Origin of the sequence: Parasphingopyxis algicola (assembly GCF_013378075.1) — a bacterium.
Taxonomy (GTDB): domain Bacteria; phylum Pseudomonadota; class Alphaproteobacteria; order Sphingomonadales; family Sphingomonadaceae; genus Parasphingopyxis; species Parasphingopyxis algicola.
The window spans coordinates 585,657-600,260 of the sequence record NZ_CP051131.1 but is presented as its reverse complement, the minus strand read 5'-3'; the positions used below and the strand labels follow the sequence as shown (position 1 = coordinate 600,260).

The 14,604-nt window shown below is 64.2% G+C and carries 15 protein-coding genes and 1 tRNA gene; 5 read left to right on the top strand and 11 right to left on the bottom strand.

The annotated features are described in order from the left end of the window. Positions 1-27: 27 nt before the first annotated feature. The 7 genes from HFP57_RS02980 to HFP57_RS02950 all read right to left on the bottom strand — a co-directional run bounded on the left by HFP57_RS02980 (position 28) and on the right by HFP57_RS02950 (position 8,912). Complete coding sequence (locus HFP57_RS02980; protein WP_176868410.1) at positions 28-1,230, bottom strand: XrtA/PEP-CTERM system-associated ATPase; 1,203 nt, start codon at positions 1,228-1,230, stop codon at positions 28-30. Between the two features lie 35 nt (positions 1,231-1,265). Beyond that, positions 1,266-2,903 (bottom strand): hypothetical protein, encoded by a 1,638-nt coding sequence (locus HFP57_RS02975; RefSeq protein WP_176868409.1) that lies wholly within the window; start codon positions 2,901-2,903, stop codon positions 1,266-1,268. Next, positions 2,900-3,805: a P-loop NTPase family protein gene (locus HFP57_RS02970; RefSeq protein WP_176868408.1), complete on the bottom strand. Its 906-nt coding sequence runs from the start codon at positions 3,803-3,805 to the stop codon at positions 2,900-2,902. The genes HFP57_RS02975 and HFP57_RS02970 overlap by 4 nt, the downstream gene beginning before the upstream one ends. Before the next feature lie 13 nt (positions 3,806-3,818). Further along, a complete protein-coding gene (locus tag HFP57_RS02965; protein WP_176868407.1) occupies positions 3,819-5,363 on the bottom strand; it encodes an XrtA system polysaccharide chain length determinant in 1,545 nt (514 codons plus the stop codon). 46 nt (positions 5,364-5,409) lie between these two features. Continuing rightward, positions 5,410-6,048 carry an XrtA/PEP-CTERM system exopolysaccharide export protein gene (locus HFP57_RS02960; protein ID WP_425500749.1) on the bottom strand — a complete coding sequence of 213 codons (639 nt, stop codon included), beginning with the start codon at positions 6,046-6,048 and terminating at the stop codon, positions 5,410-5,412. A gap of 111 nt (positions 6,049-6,159) precedes the next feature. Further along, positions 6,160-7,407, bottom strand: a complete 1,248-nt coding sequence (locus tag HFP57_RS02955; RefSeq protein WP_176868405.1) for a pyridoxal-dependent decarboxylase, exosortase A system-associated — start codon at positions 7,405-7,407, stop codon at positions 6,160-6,162. Next, positions 7,404-8,912 (bottom strand): acyl-CoA ligase (AMP-forming), exosortase A system-associated, encoded by a 1,509-nt coding sequence (locus HFP57_RS02950; protein WP_176868404.1) that lies wholly within the window; start codon positions 8,910-8,912, stop codon positions 7,404-7,406. The genes HFP57_RS02955 and HFP57_RS02950 overlap by 4 nt, the downstream gene beginning before the upstream one ends. A 59-nt stretch (positions 8,913-8,971) precedes the next feature. Here HFP57_RS02950 and HFP57_RS02945 point away from each other — a divergent pair, with 59 nt between their 5' ends. From HFP57_RS02945 to HFP57_RS02930, 4 genes are read left to right on the top strand one after another with little or no spacing between them, the layout of a single operon-like run. Beyond that, positions 8,972-9,976 carry a GNAT family N-acetyltransferase gene (locus HFP57_RS02945; protein WP_176868403.1) on the top strand — a complete coding sequence of 335 codons (1,005 nt, stop codon included), beginning with the start codon at positions 8,972-8,974 and terminating at the stop codon, positions 9,974-9,976. Between the two features lie 31 nt (positions 9,977-10,007). After that, a complete protein-coding gene (locus HFP57_RS02940) occupies positions 10,008-10,280 on the top strand; it encodes a phosphopantetheine-binding protein (protein ID WP_176868402.1) in 273 nt (90 codons plus the stop codon). A 56-nt stretch (positions 10,281-10,336) separates the two neighbouring features. Further along, positions 10,337-10,972: an alpha/beta hydrolase family protein gene (locus HFP57_RS02935; RefSeq protein WP_176868401.1), complete on the top strand. Its 636-nt coding sequence runs from the start codon at positions 10,337-10,339 to the stop codon at positions 10,970-10,972. Next, entirely contained in the window at positions 10,972-11,787 is an 816-nt protein-coding gene (locus HFP57_RS02930; RefSeq protein ID WP_176868400.1) for a hydrolase 1, exosortase A system-associated, read from the top strand. Before HFP57_RS02935 ends, HFP57_RS02930 begins: the two co-directional genes overlap by 1 nt. Here the strand turns inward: HFP57_RS02930 and trxB are convergent. Then, positions 11,784-12,728, bottom strand: coding sequence for a thioredoxin-disulfide reductase (trxB, locus tag HFP57_RS02925; protein ID WP_176871113.1), 945 nt, complete (start codon positions 12,726-12,728; stop codon positions 11,784-11,786). The two genes, HFP57_RS02930 and trxB, sit on opposite strands and share 4 nt — an antisense overlap. A 125-nt stretch (positions 12,729-12,853) precedes the next feature. Next, positions 12,854-12,930: transfer RNA gene (locus tag HFP57_RS02920), tRNA-Met, on the bottom strand. Between the two features lie 148 nt (positions 12,931-13,078). On the opposite strand from HFP57_RS02920, the gene HFP57_RS02915 reads away from it, so the two are divergent. Next, on the top strand, positions 13,079-13,492 hold the full coding sequence (locus tag HFP57_RS02915; RefSeq protein WP_176868399.1) for a DUF3775 domain-containing protein: 414 nt from the start codon (positions 13,079-13,081) through the stop codon (positions 13,490-13,492). A gap of 13 nt (positions 13,493-13,505) precedes the next feature. Here the strand turns inward: HFP57_RS02915 and HFP57_RS02910 are convergent, their stop codons facing one another. Together HFP57_RS02910 and HFP57_RS02905 are read right to left on the bottom strand one after the other, a co-directional pair. Continuing rightward, positions 13,506-14,021, bottom strand: a complete 516-nt coding sequence (locus HFP57_RS02910) for a 2'-5' RNA ligase family protein (RefSeq protein WP_176868398.1) — start codon at positions 14,019-14,021, stop codon at positions 13,506-13,508. After that, on the bottom strand, positions 14,018-14,596 hold the full coding sequence (locus HFP57_RS02905) for a nucleotidyltransferase family protein (protein ID WP_176868397.1): 579 nt from the start codon (positions 14,594-14,596) through the stop codon (positions 14,018-14,020). Before HFP57_RS02905 ends, HFP57_RS02910 begins: the two co-directional genes overlap by 4 nt. Between the last annotated feature and the right edge of the window lie 8 nt (positions 14,597-14,604).

Genomic DNA, 14,604 nt, shown 5'->3' with positions numbered 1-14,604 from the left:
GGCGCGCCATTACCTCCTCGCGCTGGTTTAGGCCGCGTCGCCGCGAACGACGCCGAAACTCGGCTGCGTGTCTTCTTCCTCGACCCATTGGACGAGCAAGGTCAAGACGCGGCGCAGGGCGGCTTCCTGTTCCTCGAGCCGGGCTTCGAGCGCCGCGATCCGGGCGTCCGCATCGGCCTCTTCGCCGGCATCGTTATTTGCGCTCCCTGGCGCAGCGACCGACCGGTCCAGTTGGACGGGTTCTTTCACTCGCTCTTCTTCCGGCTGCTCGGTTGCTACCAGCGACGCGTAGATATCGCTGTCCAGGTCGGCCGGCTCGGGGTCCGTTTTGGAAAGATCGACAGTCTCGGGCGGCTCATCAGCCTCCACATTTTCGCTGGCGGACAATGCCGGTTCGCTCTCTGGCACAACGTCAGCATCCTCGCCGGCCAGATCCGCGACAACGGCCTTGACGGCATCGCCATCGATCGTCTCGAGATCTTCCACGGCGCCGAACAGCAGCACGCGCGCCATCAGCGTGTTGAGGCGGCGCGGTACGCCGTCGGTTGCCCGGTAGAGCGTCGCATAGGCCTCGACGGTGAATTGCGGCTTGCCGGTCCATCCGGCGATCGAAAGCCGATGCACGATGTAGGGCTCGATCTCGTTCGCCTGCATCGGATCGAGATGATGCGTCGCGATCACCCGCTGGCGCAGCTGTTCGAGATTGGGGGCCTTGCGGACCCGGTCGCGAAACTCGGGCTGGCCGAGCAGGAATATCTGGAGCAGCGCGCGGCCGGCCGACTGGAAATTGGACAACATGCGCAGCTCTTCGAGCGCCGAAACCGAGAGATTCTGGGCTTCGTCGACGATGAGCAGCGTCCGCTTGCCCTCGCGCGCCTGGCCGTGAAGGAAGCGTTCGACCCGGTCGATCAGCTCGGCCTTTTCGACACCATGGGCGTCGATGCCGAGCTGCTGCGCCACGAGACGCAGCATATCATCGCCTTCGACCTGGGTGGACACGATCTGCACCGCGGTGAGCCGGGACGTGTCGATCGTCGCCATCAGATGGCCGACCAAAGTCGTCTTGCCCGCGCCGATATCGCCGGTGATGACGATGAAACCCTCGCCCTGCGCCAGGCCATAGCCGAGATAGGCCATCGCCTTTTTGTGCGTTTCGCTTTCGAACCAGAAACGCGGATCGGGCGTGAGCTGGAACGGGTTCCCGGTCAGGCCGTAATGTTCGCTATACATATGTCTTTCCTTCGAACGCTTTTTGCGCGTTTTCCCTAAAATCCGTAGCGTACGCCGAACAGCAACGTCGCGAGCCAGTCGGTTTCCTCGCCTTCGACATCGTTGGCGAACAGCCCGGCCGAGGCCTGGGCGCTCAGCCCGCTATACAGGCCGACGCTGTACGTCGCCGAACCGCCGCTGCTGAACACATCGGCTTCGCCAGGGATCCCGCTTTCGAACCAGGTGGCGTAGAGATTGCCGTCGAGGCTCGAATTGGGCGATAGCTGGCGGCCGAGATTGGCCTGCAGCGCGAAGGCCTCGTCCGTCACCCGATCGAGCGAGAAATTGGCGCTCGTCGTCGGCGCGAAATAGCGGCGGTTCTGATAGCCGGCGCCGACGCCATAGCTCCACGGGCCGCGGCCGCCGGTCCAGACCAGGTTGCCGCCGCGGCTGCGGAAATTGGCTGCGTTGAGCGACTGGAAACCGTTGTCGAAACAGCCGCCCGCACTGCCGTCATCGCCGAAGGCGCAGCCGTTGAACTGGTTGAAGCCGTTGCGGCCGAGCGTGAAGCTGGTTGGCAGGCCGGCCAGCGTGTTCGTGGTGCCGCGGCCGAAGCTGCCGATTTCGTTGTACACCGCCGCCTGAAGCGTGCTGGACGAGCTGGCCTGATAAGTCAGATAACCATTGTAGATGGTGGTATCGTAGCGATGGCCGACCCGCGCCGAGAGTTCGAGCCGCGGATTGGGCCGCCACAGGATGCCTGCGTCGTAGATCACCTCGTCCACATTGTAGGCGAGTAGGCGCGGCGAGTTGGGATCGGTCTGGAACCGTCCGTTATTGTCGAGCACCGGATTGCCGGTCGCATCGACGATGACGTCGCGCTGGCTGATCTCGATGTCCTCGTAGCCGACGCCGCCGACGAGCGCGAGCGTTGGCGTCACCGGAACGGTGACGTCGACCCGGCCGTAATAGGCTTCATAGCGCTGATCGAGCTGGCTCGCATCCTCGCGCTCATAACCGCCCGAAACGATCCAACCGAAAGGCAGCATTCCACCCGGCGACATGCCGACGCTGGCGGTTGCCAGATGATAGGTCGTGTGATCGACATAATCGACCGGCGCCTGGGTCGGATCGCTATTGGCGGCGAAATTGTCTTCGACATGGGTGTAGCCGATCCGATAGCCGGCGCCGATTTCCAGCGGGCCGGCATGGGTCGACAGCGTCGGTCCGCCATAGATCGAGTATATCTGAGTGCTGTTGTCGTTATCGCCGGTCAGCGAGCCGAGCCCGTCGCCGCCGATCTCGGCACGCGCACGCGCCGCGAGCGCACCGGCTTCGAGGCTGAGGCCGCGCGTGATATTGGCGCGCGCCCGGACAAGGCCGCTATGGACATCGTCGTCGGCGATATCGTCGCCCCAGTCGATACGCCGCTCGTAACGATAGCTCGCGCCGACCTCGATCCGCCGGGTTGCAACCGACGCATCCACGCCGGCGGCGACCGAGGTGTAGGTGACGACGTCATCGCCCAGCGCGTCGTTATTGCTGAGGTCGAAATCGAGGATTTGCTGGACCTCGATATAGGGCGCGATTTCGGTGCGCGCCTCGGCCTGTACCGAAAGGGCGAGCATCGCGGCCGCGCCGATCCCGATCGAGCCGTTCCAAAGCTGGCGTGGTGAGGCGGTACCCATGATCATTCCCCGTACCCGTAATATTCGCTGAACCGCTTGCCGTTCGGCGTGAAGGTGACGCCGTTGAGAAGCAGCTGAATGTGATCGCAGCCGTCGAGCAGCCCCAGCGCTTCGCGCAGTTCCGCTTCGTTCGTGGTGTCCGCCTTGACGACCAGCACGGTCTGGCCGGCATGCATGGCGAGCACCGAGGCCGGCGAGGCCGAAAGCGCGGGCGGCGAATCGAAAATCGCGATGCGTGTCGGGTTGCTGGCCAGCAGCGCCCGGAAAATCTCGCTCGTCCGCTGTGACGCCAGCAATTCGGTGGCGTCATCGGTTCGACGGCCCGCCCGCAACAGCGAGAGATTGGAGATATCGGTCCGCACCAGGCAGGATTCGATGTCGATCGCCGGATCCGCGACGGCATCCATCAGTCCCGGCCCGTCTTCCACGCCCATCAAGGCGGCGATTTCCGGATTGTTGAGATCGCTGTCGGCGAGCACGATGTCGAGATCGGTTTCGCGCGCCATCGACAGCGCGAGATTGACCGAACAGAAAGTCTTCCCCTCATCGGGTTTGGCCGAGCAGACGAGGATCATCCGGCCATTTCCAATCGGCGGTCCGCCCTCGCCGGCCGCCCGAAGCAGCAGCTGGCGCTTGACGATGCGGAATTCTTCGGCGAGCGGGCCCGGGCGCTGATCGGGCAACACGAAACCGGCTTCGGCCAGCGCGACCCGGTCGACGCAGACCGCTTCGCGGTCGAAGGCCGGTGCGACAGCCGGAGCGGGCGACGCGGCGGGATCGGCGGTCGGCACCGCATCGTCGACCGGAAACTCGGTGGCGGCGCCGCGCAGCGCGGCCGCGAAATCGAATTTTTCCGAGGCGCGCTCGAGCAGCGAACCGGAAGAGCGGATGGAGCTGTGCTTGTTCATCGTTCCTGTCCCCTCAGGCTGCCATGCCGCGCTGGATGAATTCGACCGCCATCAGGACGACGAACACGCCGAAGAGAGCAGCGGTGCCGGCCGCGAAACGCCGGAAATTCTGCCTGCGGATTTCGGCATCGGCCGGCTTCACGACTTCGCTGATCGCGCCGAGTACGGGAAGACCGGTACCGCTGCCGAGCCGCCGGGCGGTCGGATAGGTGGTCTTGAGCTGGCCTTGCGCGAAGGCGGCCGCGATACCCAGGGCAATCGCGGCGAACAGGACGAGGATCAGCAACAGCGGCCGGTTGGGCGCGGCGGGCGCGCTCGGCATGCTGGGCGGATCGACGACGCGGAAAGTGTTGCTGTCGGTTTCGGTGACGACGTCGCCGCGCAGCCGCACGCGTTCGCGGTCGGCGACCAGCTGGTTATACTGGGTCTGCAGCGCCAGATAGTCGCGATCGAGCTGCTGGAGCTCGGCAAGCTGGCCCGGATTGGTCGTGCGCTGGCGCTCGATCTGTTCGATACCGGCCCGCAACTGATCGCGCCGCGCGGTCAGGGCCGCGACCTGCGCCTGACGATCGGCGAGCATCGAGCGCAGGGACGTGTAGAGCGGGTTCGACACGCCGCCGCCAAACCGGCGCCCGCTTCCGCGTTCACCGCGCGCCTGTGCCCGCGCCCGGGAAATCTGGGATTCGAGCGCGACGACGTCGGGATGCTGGTCGGTCCAGCCCCGCGCCCGGGCGTCGGCCAGCTGCGCCTGGAGCGCATTGAGCCGCGCCGTGGCCGGTCCGGCCGCTACACCGCCGCCGGCGACGCTGGTCGTGGCGGACGTCGCGCCCAATTGCGCCTGGACTGTCGATAGCGAGCTCTGCGCCGCGGCAAGATCGCCCTCGATGTTGCGGAGTTCGGACCGCGCCTGTTCCATGCGCTGGGCGATCGTGCCCGTGCCGGGCAGCAGACCGCTATATTCGCTTTCGAAATTGGCGCGGCGCTCTTCCATCTGCTGGAGGCGCTGCTCGCGCTCGGCGATCTGGCGATCGAGGAATTCGACCGACTGGGTCGCTTCGGCGCGCGTTCCGGCGAGATTTTCCTCGACGAAGACATCGATGAGCTTCTGATTGATCTGCCGGGCGAGCCCCGGGCCGTCCCAGCTGGCGCTGATCTCGAACATGTTGCCAGGCTGTCCGAAGCTGTTCGGATCCTGCTGCGCGGCCACCATAACGTTCGCGCGCAGCTGCGATGCTAGCGAGCGCACCTGCGCGTCGGTCGTCGCCTGTTGCGCGAGATCGGTCTGGCGGACGACCTGTTCGAGATTGGCGGTCGATGCCAGGGTCTGGCGGATGCGCTCGATATTCGCGCGCTGTTCGCGGCCCGTGACGCCGATTTCGTTGGTCAGCACCGATTCCTGCTGGACGTAGATGCGCGCCTGCGAGGTGTAGCTGTTCGGGATCATCGCGATCACGAGCCAACCGAGGATGGCGACGCCCCAGGCGACCGCCAGCGCCAGCCAGCGGCGCTGCCAGATCGCGTGCAGTGCGATCCTGATTTCTTCGTAGATGCCGTTCATGTCGTGCTCGTCGCCTTTCGCGAATGAGGGACCGGGGCGCGTTCGATCAGAACATGCTTTCGGGGATGATGATCACGTCGCCGGGCTGAAGATCGACATTGGCCGTCGTGTCGCCGCGCCGCAGCAGGCTGGAAATGCGCAGATCATATTCGCGCTGTTCGCCGGTCGCGCGGTCGTGCCGGACGAGCCGGGCGCGGTTGCCGGATGCAAACTCCGACAGGCCGCCGACTGCGATCATCGCGTCGAGCAACGTCATGTTCGCCCGGTACGGGATCGATGCCGGTTCCTCGGTGGCGCCGATCACGCGGACACGCTGGGCGTAGGTGCCCGAAAATTCGTTGACGATCACCGACACGCGCGGCTCGGTGATATATTGGGCGAGCATGACCGTGATATCATCGGCGAGCATCGCCGGCGTCTTGCCCACGGCCACCATGTCCTGGATCAGCGGCGTGGTGATCCGGCCGTCCGGGCGAACCTGCACTTCCGCGCCGAGCTCCGGGTTGCGCCAAACGAAAATGGTCAGTTCGTCGAGCGGGCCGATCACATATTCCTCGCCCGGCCCCTGATTAGTGCTGACGAAGGAAGCGGGCGGCAATTCCTGCCCCGAGCCGCCGGCACAACCGGCCAGCGCGAAGGCGGAAACGCCCATGCAAAAGGCAATCTTGGTGGATTTGACGCGCATCATCAGGCCCTTCTTTTCCGGGCCGATGACGTCATCCTCCGCAAAACGCGCGGGGATTCCGGCCCTTTCTCGGATGCGTCATGCACCGGAAAGGGTTAAATTCATGTTGAGTTATTTGGTTATTTTTCCGCCCTTAACCACGATCTCCGCCGCAGTCGGATGGCTGAGAAAGTTTACGGGACTTGCGCTTAAACCATAAGCGCCCGACGCGAACACAGCGACATAGTCGCCGATCTCGGCCCGCGGGACAGCGATGTCGGCGGCCAGCCGGTCGAGCGGTGTGCAGAGCGGGCCGACGACCGTGGCCTCTTCGACGGCCTCGCCGTCCATGTGCGAGGCGATCGCCACCGGGTAGTTCCGCTTCATCACCATGCCGAAATTCCCCGACGCGGCGAGATGATGGTGCATACCGCCGTCAGTCACGAGGAAGAGCGCGCCTTTGCTCATCTTGCGGTCGAGAATCCGCGCGATATAGACGCCCGCCTCGCCGATGAGCCAGCGCCCGAGCTCGATCATGAACTGGGTGTCGGCGAGGATCGGGTCGCGGCCAGCCAAGGCTTCGGACAGGCGCGCGCCGACGGCCTCGACGTCGAGCGGCGTATCGTTAGCCGTATACGGAATCCCGAAGCCGCCGCCCAGATTGACGCTTTTCGGGGCTTCGCCGATCGCCAGTGCAAGCTTGGCCGCGAGCGCGATACTCGCCTCCTGGCTTTCGGAGATGGCATCGGCATCGAGCGACTGCGACCCCGAATAGATATGAAAACCGCGCCAATCCGCGCCTTTGCCGAGGATATGCTCGACCAGTGCCGGCACGCGCTCTTGGTCGACGCCGAACGGCTTGGCGCCACCGCCCATGCTCATGCCCGAACCCTTGAGTTCGAAATCGGGGTTTACGCGCACCGCGAGCCGCGGCGTGACGCCAAGCCGATGGCCGATCGCCAATGCCCGTTCCGCCTCGGTTTCGGATTCCAGATTGAGCGTAGCGCCAAGCGAAATAGCCAGTTCCAGCTCCGGATCGCGCTTGCCCGGGCCGGCAAAGCTGACATGCGCCATGTCGGCGCCGCAGTCGCGCACCCGTTCCAGTTCGCCACCCGAGGCCATGTCGAGACCGTCGGTTTTGTCCATTAAATGTTGTATTACAGATGGGTGAGGATTGGCCTTAACAGCAAAATGCAAATGAATTTCCGCGGGCAGCGCCGCCCGGAACCGCTCGACCTGGGCTGTCGCCAGATCGAGATCATAGACGAAAAACGGGGTCCGGCCCGCCCGTTCGGCGAGTTCGGATACCGGGATCCCGCCTATTTCGAGCTCGCCCTGCTGCCCGGAAAAGGCCGGCGGTATCGGTCCAATCGGTTTCATGCGCCCCATTTCCGTTCAATTTCAGTGCGATCGAGCTTTCCATTCGGATTGCGTGGTAATTCTTCCTGCCACACGATCTCGCGCGGCTGCATGAAATTTGGCAGCTCGGCCTTGAGAAAACGTTTCAACCCGACATCGGCGTCACCCCGCTCGCCCCGAACGACCAGTATGATCGCCTGTCCGAGCCGCTCGTCGGGAACCCCGAAAGCACAGGCTTCTGCGGTAAATCCGCTTTCGATCGCCGCATCCTCGATCTCGCTCGGTGAAATCCGGTTTCCCGCGCTCTTGATCATGGCGTCATCGCGGCCGACGAAGCGCAGATAGCCGTGCTCGTCGCGAACGACCGTATCGCCCGACCAGACCGCCATGCCGCCATAGTCCGAAAAGCCCGGTGCCGGCTTGAAACGCAGGGCCGTGCGGTCCGGATCCTGCCAGTAACCGAGCGCTACGAGCGGGCCTGCATGCACCAGCTCGCCCGCCTCGCCGGGGTCCGCCTCGCCGCCGCCGGATGCGACGACCATGATCTCGGCAAACGGAATGGCCTTGCCGATGCTGTCCGGCATGCGGTCGATCAACGCCGGATCGAGCGTCGTCGACCGGAAAGCCTCGGTCAGCCCGTACATCGAATGCAATGCGGCGTTCGGAAACGTGGCGCGCAACGCCTGGACCAGCGGCACCGGCATCTTGCCGCCGCTATTGGTCAAAACCCGCAGTTTTCCGGCGATTTCACCGGGCCAGTCGATCTCGGTCAATTGCACCCAGAGTGGCGGGACGCCGGCGAGAATTGTGGCGTCATGACGGCGCACGGCCTTTGTGACGTCACGCGGCATCAGATAGTCGAACGGCACGACCGAGGCCCCGGCATACCAACTCGAAAATAGCTGATTCTGGCCATAGTCGAAGCTGAACGGCAGGACGCACAGCGTCCGGTCGCCAGGCTCGGTCCCGAGATAATGCGCGACGCTGACCGCACCCAGCCACATATTGGCATGGCTCAGCATCACGCCCTTGGGACGGCCGGTGGACCCCGATGTGTAGAGAATGGCCGCCAGGTCGTCCGGATCCGCCTCGGACGGTGGCAGCCCCTGCCCTTCCAGCGCCGCATCGCCTTCGGGCACGGGCGTGCAGTCCTTCGGCACATCGCCCTCTTCGAGCGTGCCAAGCCGCGATTGTCCGCCGATCAGCAGCCGTGCGCGGCTATCCGCAAGGATATGACCCACCTGGGCGCGCTTCAGCAGCGGATTGACCGGCACATGGACCAAGCCCGCCCGCGCGGCCGCTAGCGGCATCAGGCAGGCGAGACGGGTTTTGTTCAGCCAGCTGGCGACCCGGTCGCCCGGTTCGAGCCCGCGCCGCCGCAGCCATGCCGCCAATGCGCCGACAGCCGCCTCCAGCCCGGCAAAATCCAGCTCGCCCTGCTTGTCGATCAGCGCAACCGCGTCCGGCGCTCCGCGTAACGCCAGATGATCGAGCGGCCTGGGGTCGGGATTTAAGGTTTTCGTCATTGCTTCCGGTTAACTAATGAGGGCACGGGCGGCTGGGCAGCGATCACCGGGATAGCGTCATGACAGTTAACGTAAAGCTATTCGATAGCCTGGCCGACGTCATGGCCGATGCCGGCGATGCGCTCGACCGTTCGCAACAGCCCAGCCTTTACGATCGGATCGCATGGTTCGAGATGACGTCGAAACATTGCGGCAGCGACGAGAGGTCGCCGCTGGTCGCCCGGGCCCTTCGCGGCGATTCTGCCGCATGGCTGTTCCTCTGCCGGACCGGCCCGCGGCGTGCCGAGGCGCTGGCGAGCTGGTATACTCTGGCATTCGACGTCGTTCGCCGAGGCGAAGATGACAGTCTCCTCGTCGCGATCGCCGGAGCGCTCAAGGAGCTGGCGTTGATCGAGCTTGCGCCCCTGGCAAATCCGGAGCCCATCGAACGGGCATTCGAAACGGCAGACTGGAAAGCCGTCAGAGCGGTTTGGAGCGAAAACTGGGAGTTGCAGCCGCCCAAGGATTTCGAAAGCTTCTGGGAAGCGCGGCCAGGTAAATTGCGCTCGACGGTAAAACGCAAAGCCAAAAAGGCCAATCTCGAAATCGCGATCCATCGTGCGTTCGACGGGCAAGCCTGGGACGATTACCGGAAAGTCTATGCGCAGAGCTGGAAACCCGAAGAAGGCTCCTGGGGCTTCATGCGGGCATTCGCAGAGAGCGAAGGTTCGGCTGGCGCACTCCGGCTCGGCATTGCCTATCGCGATGGGGCGCCGGTGGCGGCGCAGCTCTGGCATGTCGAGAACGGCCGGGCGACGATCCACAAGCTCGCCTATGCCGAAAACGCGAAGTCCTATTCTCCCGGATCGATCCTGAGCGAGGCCATGTTTCGTCACGTCATCGAGGAGGATCAGCCCGACATCATCGATTACGGCACCGGCAGCGAACCGTATAAGGCGGACTGGATGGATGCGCCGCGCCCGCTCTACGAACTGAAACTCTATAATCCGCGGCAGCCACGAGCCTGGCTGCCCCTGCTCCGCCACCGATTCTCGGGTCTTGTCCGCCGCGCTTCGAGCGATTAGGCGGGCGCATCGGGTTTGCAGGGGAATTTTCATGGCATCTGAAGCCGCCGATACGGTCGATGAGACGCTGCGCGCGGTGCTGGTCGACATCTTGGGCCTTGCCGAAGCGCAGGTCGCGGATTTCGATGCCGACACCGAATTGTTCGGCGCCATACCCGAACTGGATTCGATGGCGGTCGCCGGCCTCCTGACCGAGATCGAGGATCGGCTCGACATCTGGATCGAGGATGACGAGTTCGAGACCGAGATACTCGAAACCTTCGGCAATCTCCTGACCTTTGCCCGGCAAAAGACACTTAAGTGACAGCTCCTGCCCCGCGATTTTGGTTCTATGAATCGCGGGGTGCAGCGCATCCTCTGATGAGCTTCGGCCCGGCGGACGGGCACCAAATCCTGATCGTTCCGCCCCTGTTCGAGGAGTTGAACCGGACGCGCAAACTGCTCTCGGATCTGATGCGCGCGCTGGCCGGTCGCGGCATTGCGACACACTTGCCGGACCTACCCGGTACCGGCGAAAGCGAAGCCCAACTGCCGGAGATACAATGGACGGATTGGCGTCATGCGGTCGATGATGCTGCGAAAGCAAGCGATGCAACGGAAATATTCGCGGTCCGCGGCGGCTGTCTGCTCGACGACGTCGTGCCGGCCTTGCCGCATATGCGCTTTTCCCCGGGCCAGGGCAAAAGTGTGATCCGCGACCTGATCCGGTCGCGCAGCCTGAACGATCCCGACTTCGACAGCGCGGCCCAGAAGGCCGTCTTCACGGACGGCCCGACCTTGCTCGGCGGCTATCCGGTCAGCGCCGCCCTCGCCTCGGCAGTTCGCGATGCCGATATCGCCGATCTTCCAGACGTCCGGACCATCCGTCTCGAAACCGAGCATGGCGACGCCGATCGCCAGATCGCCGGTCCGCCATTGTGGCGCCGGGCGGAGCCAACCGGTTCAGCCGAACTGACCGACGCGCTGACGACCGCGATCGCGGAATGGACGGGGTGATGCGATCGCAATTCGCCTTTGAATGTGGCGGGGAGCAGCTTGTCGGGTCGCTGGACCCGGCAGACGGCAAGACCGGCGTTATCATTGTCACCGGGGGCGGTCAGACGCGCTTCGGCGCGCATCGCGGCTTCGCCCAATTGGGTGCCGCACTGGCGAAGACTGGGTATCCGGTGATGCGGTACGACCGGCGCGGCGTCGGCGACAGTTCGGGCGAGGATCCCGGGTTCGAGGCCAGCGCGCCCGATCTCCAGGCGGCGGTCGACGCTTTTCGCGAACAGCTGCCGAACCTTTCGTATATCGTCGGCTTCGGCCTGTGCGATGGTGCCACGACGCTGTGCCTCCATCACCGCCAATGCGGCGTCGACGCCATGATCCTAGCCAATCCATGGGTGGTCGAAGCGGCGGCCAACGAACCGCCCGCAGCGGCCATCAAGAGCCATTATCGGGATCAACTGCTGAGTTTCGCCGGCTGGAAACGCCTGCTGACCGGCGGGATCGACTATCGTAAGGCCGTCGCCGGCGTTTTGAAGATCGCAAAACCGCGGCAAAGCGACGGCAGTCTCGCCCAGCGCGTCGCGGAAGCCCTCGCCGCATCGAACACACCCGGACACATCGTGTTGGCGAAAGACGACGCCACGGCCATCGGCTTCGATGACGAATGGCAAAAGGGCGCGCTCGCATCGCTTTCCCGCGAGGCCCGGTTCGGCCGCGAGGTCATCGACACCGACGCGCACAGTTTTGCGCGCGATGGCGATTTCGAACAGCTGATAAAAAGCTGCCGTGATGCGCTCCGGCGGTTCGACGAGACCTTCTAGGCCGTTTCCAGCTCGGCTTCGAACTCGGTTTCTGCGAGAAATTTTTCCGCGTCGAGCGCGGCCATGCAGCCGGTGCCCGCGGCGGTCACCGCCTGCCGGTATATCTTGTCCATTACGTCGCCGCAGGCGAACACGCCGGGAACGCTCGTCCGGGTACTGCCCGGCTCCACGACGATATAGTTGTCCTCATCGAGCTCGAGATGACCGCGAAACAGCTCGGTCGCCGGATCGTGACCGATCGCGATAAAGCCGCCTTCCGCCGGAATCTGCGAGATTTCGCCCGTCTTGGTGTCCTTGAGATCGATTGCGACCAGCCCTTCGGGATCGCCATTACCCACAAACTTATCCACAGTCTTATCCCAAAGAACGGTGATATCGGGATGGGCGAACAGCCGGTCCTGCAGCACCTTTTCGGCACGCAGTTCGTCGCGGCGATGGATCAGGGTGACGTCGTCGCTGTGATTGGTGAGGTAGAGCGCCTCCTCGACGGCCGTGTTGCCGCCGCCGACCACCGCGATCTTCTTGCCGCGGAAAAAGAAGCCGTCGCAGGTCGCACAGGCGGAGAGGCCCTTGCCGCGCAGCGCCGTCTCGCTGTCGAGCCCGAGCCAGCGGGCCTGCGCGCCGGTTGCGATGACGAGAACGTCACCGACATATTCGTCGCCGCCATCGCCTTTCATCCGGAACGGCCGTTCGGAAAGATCGACCTCGATGATGCTATCCCACATCATCCGCGCGCCGCAATTTTCCGCCTGTTTCTGCATCTGCTCCATGAGCCAGGGCCCCTGGATGATGTCGGCGAAGCCCGGATAATTCTCGACCTCGGTCGTCGTGGTCAGCTGGCCGCCCGGCTCGATGCCCTGCACAACGATGGGTTCCATGCCGGCACGGGCGGCATAGATCGCCGCGGAGAGGCCCGCCGGGCCCGATCCGAGGATGAGCATTTTCGTGCGATGCGTTTCGGCCATGTCGTATCCTGTTCAAACTGTGGGCCTGAGATAGGAGCCCTGCCTTCCCCGGCGCAAGCGCGCAACAGGCTGGCATTGCTTGAACGGGGAAAAGAGAAACTTGGTAGCGGAGGAGGGATTTGAACCCCCGACACATGGATTATGATTCCACTGCTCTAACCAACTGAGCTACTCCGCCCTGAAGCACCAAGGCGAGCGCCGCAAACGGGCGTTGGGGGCCTATAAGCAGCGCGTCTTTTGCGGTCAACCGGTTTGGCGTAGCGGGGAACCCTGATGGACCGCAAAGTGTTGAAACGGTAGACCCGCCGCTTGCAGGAGACGCGAAAATGGAACTCGAAACACCGCTCGACATGATTTGCCGGATCATCGTTCGGGCCCGGGAATGGGATGCGCAGGTACCCTCCAACGAACCCGACGAGGTGGACGAAGACGGCCCCGTTTCGACCGACGACGAATATGACGTGATGATCGACGAGAAGAATGATTCGGTCGAAGCGGAGATCGAGGCCGCGCTCGACGATCTCGCCGAAGACCAGATCGCCGAGGTGCTCGCGCTGGCCTGGGTCGGCAACGGTACGTTCGAGGCGACGGACTGGGACGAAGCGCTGGCCGCGGCGGCCGATCCGGACAGCGATCCGGCTGCGGACCAGTTGATGGAGATGCCGATGCTCGCCGCCTATCTCGACGCCGGGCTGGAGGCTTTCGGCCTCAGCTGCGAGGGGATCGGCCAGATCGACTGATCCGAAAAATCGCTCAGCGCGCAAATTTGTGGGTCGACAACGGTTCCCACGGGCCGCCGCGATAATACCAGCTGGCCAGGCCGGCAATCTGCAACGGTCGCGGCGCGAAATCCCGTGACAATTGCTCGAGAAGCCCCTTCGCTTCGGCGGGCTCCACCTTGTTCTGGATCGTCACGTGCGGGCGCCAGCTTTGCTGGTCCTGCGGCGTCAACAAGCCGGTAAATGCGTCCGCCAGCCGATCGCGGATCGCTTCCAACTCGGGACTCTCGACCCGGAACGCCACTCCGCGGCCCAGCGACATCAATCCGCTCAACCGCGCCCTTGGCGGCGAGGAACCCCGCGTTTCCGCGTTGAGGCGATCTTTCAGTTCCTGCGAGACGCTTGGCGGCAGGTGATGAAACAGCGTCAGATGCGCGTCGATAACGTTGCGTTCCGGCGGGAAGTGCCGGCGGCGCAGGCCGTTGAGCCACGCGAAATCCTCCGCTCCGAACAAGGCGGACACGATAATTGGCGCGGCTTCTCCAGTCATCTTGGGCGGACTCCCACGCGGAAAAACCGCTCGCCGGGACGATCGATATCCCGGATCGCCTCCGGCCCCGATTCGACACGCAAGACTTCGCCGTTCCGGAATGGCGACTCATCGCGGATCAGGCGGTCGGCGACCGTTTTGACGTCGCGGATCAATACGGGATGGCCCGGAATGCCGCGATGGGTCGCGCGCACCGCGATACCGGCCCCGCGCGCTGCGCGAACCAGACGGGTGGCCAGACCATGATCCGCGAGCGGCATATCGCCGAGGAAGACGAGGGCCTCGCCTTCCGATGCGCGAAGCGATCGTAGCCCGTGCAGCAGGCTGGCCCTGTGACCCCGTCGGTGGTTCGGCGCGAAAACGGCCGACACCCGGCCGTTGCGGACGGCATGGACGACCTTGGCAGCGCGGATTCTGTCAGCGCCGATGACGACGAGCACCCGCCCAACCTGTGCGCCGAGCGCAGCATCGATGGCCCATCGCAGCAAGGGCCTGCCCCGATACCGGGACAATAGCTTATTGGCGGTTCCGAAGCGTCGCGACCGCCCTGCGGCGAGAATAATGGCCGCGCGCACGGACGAAC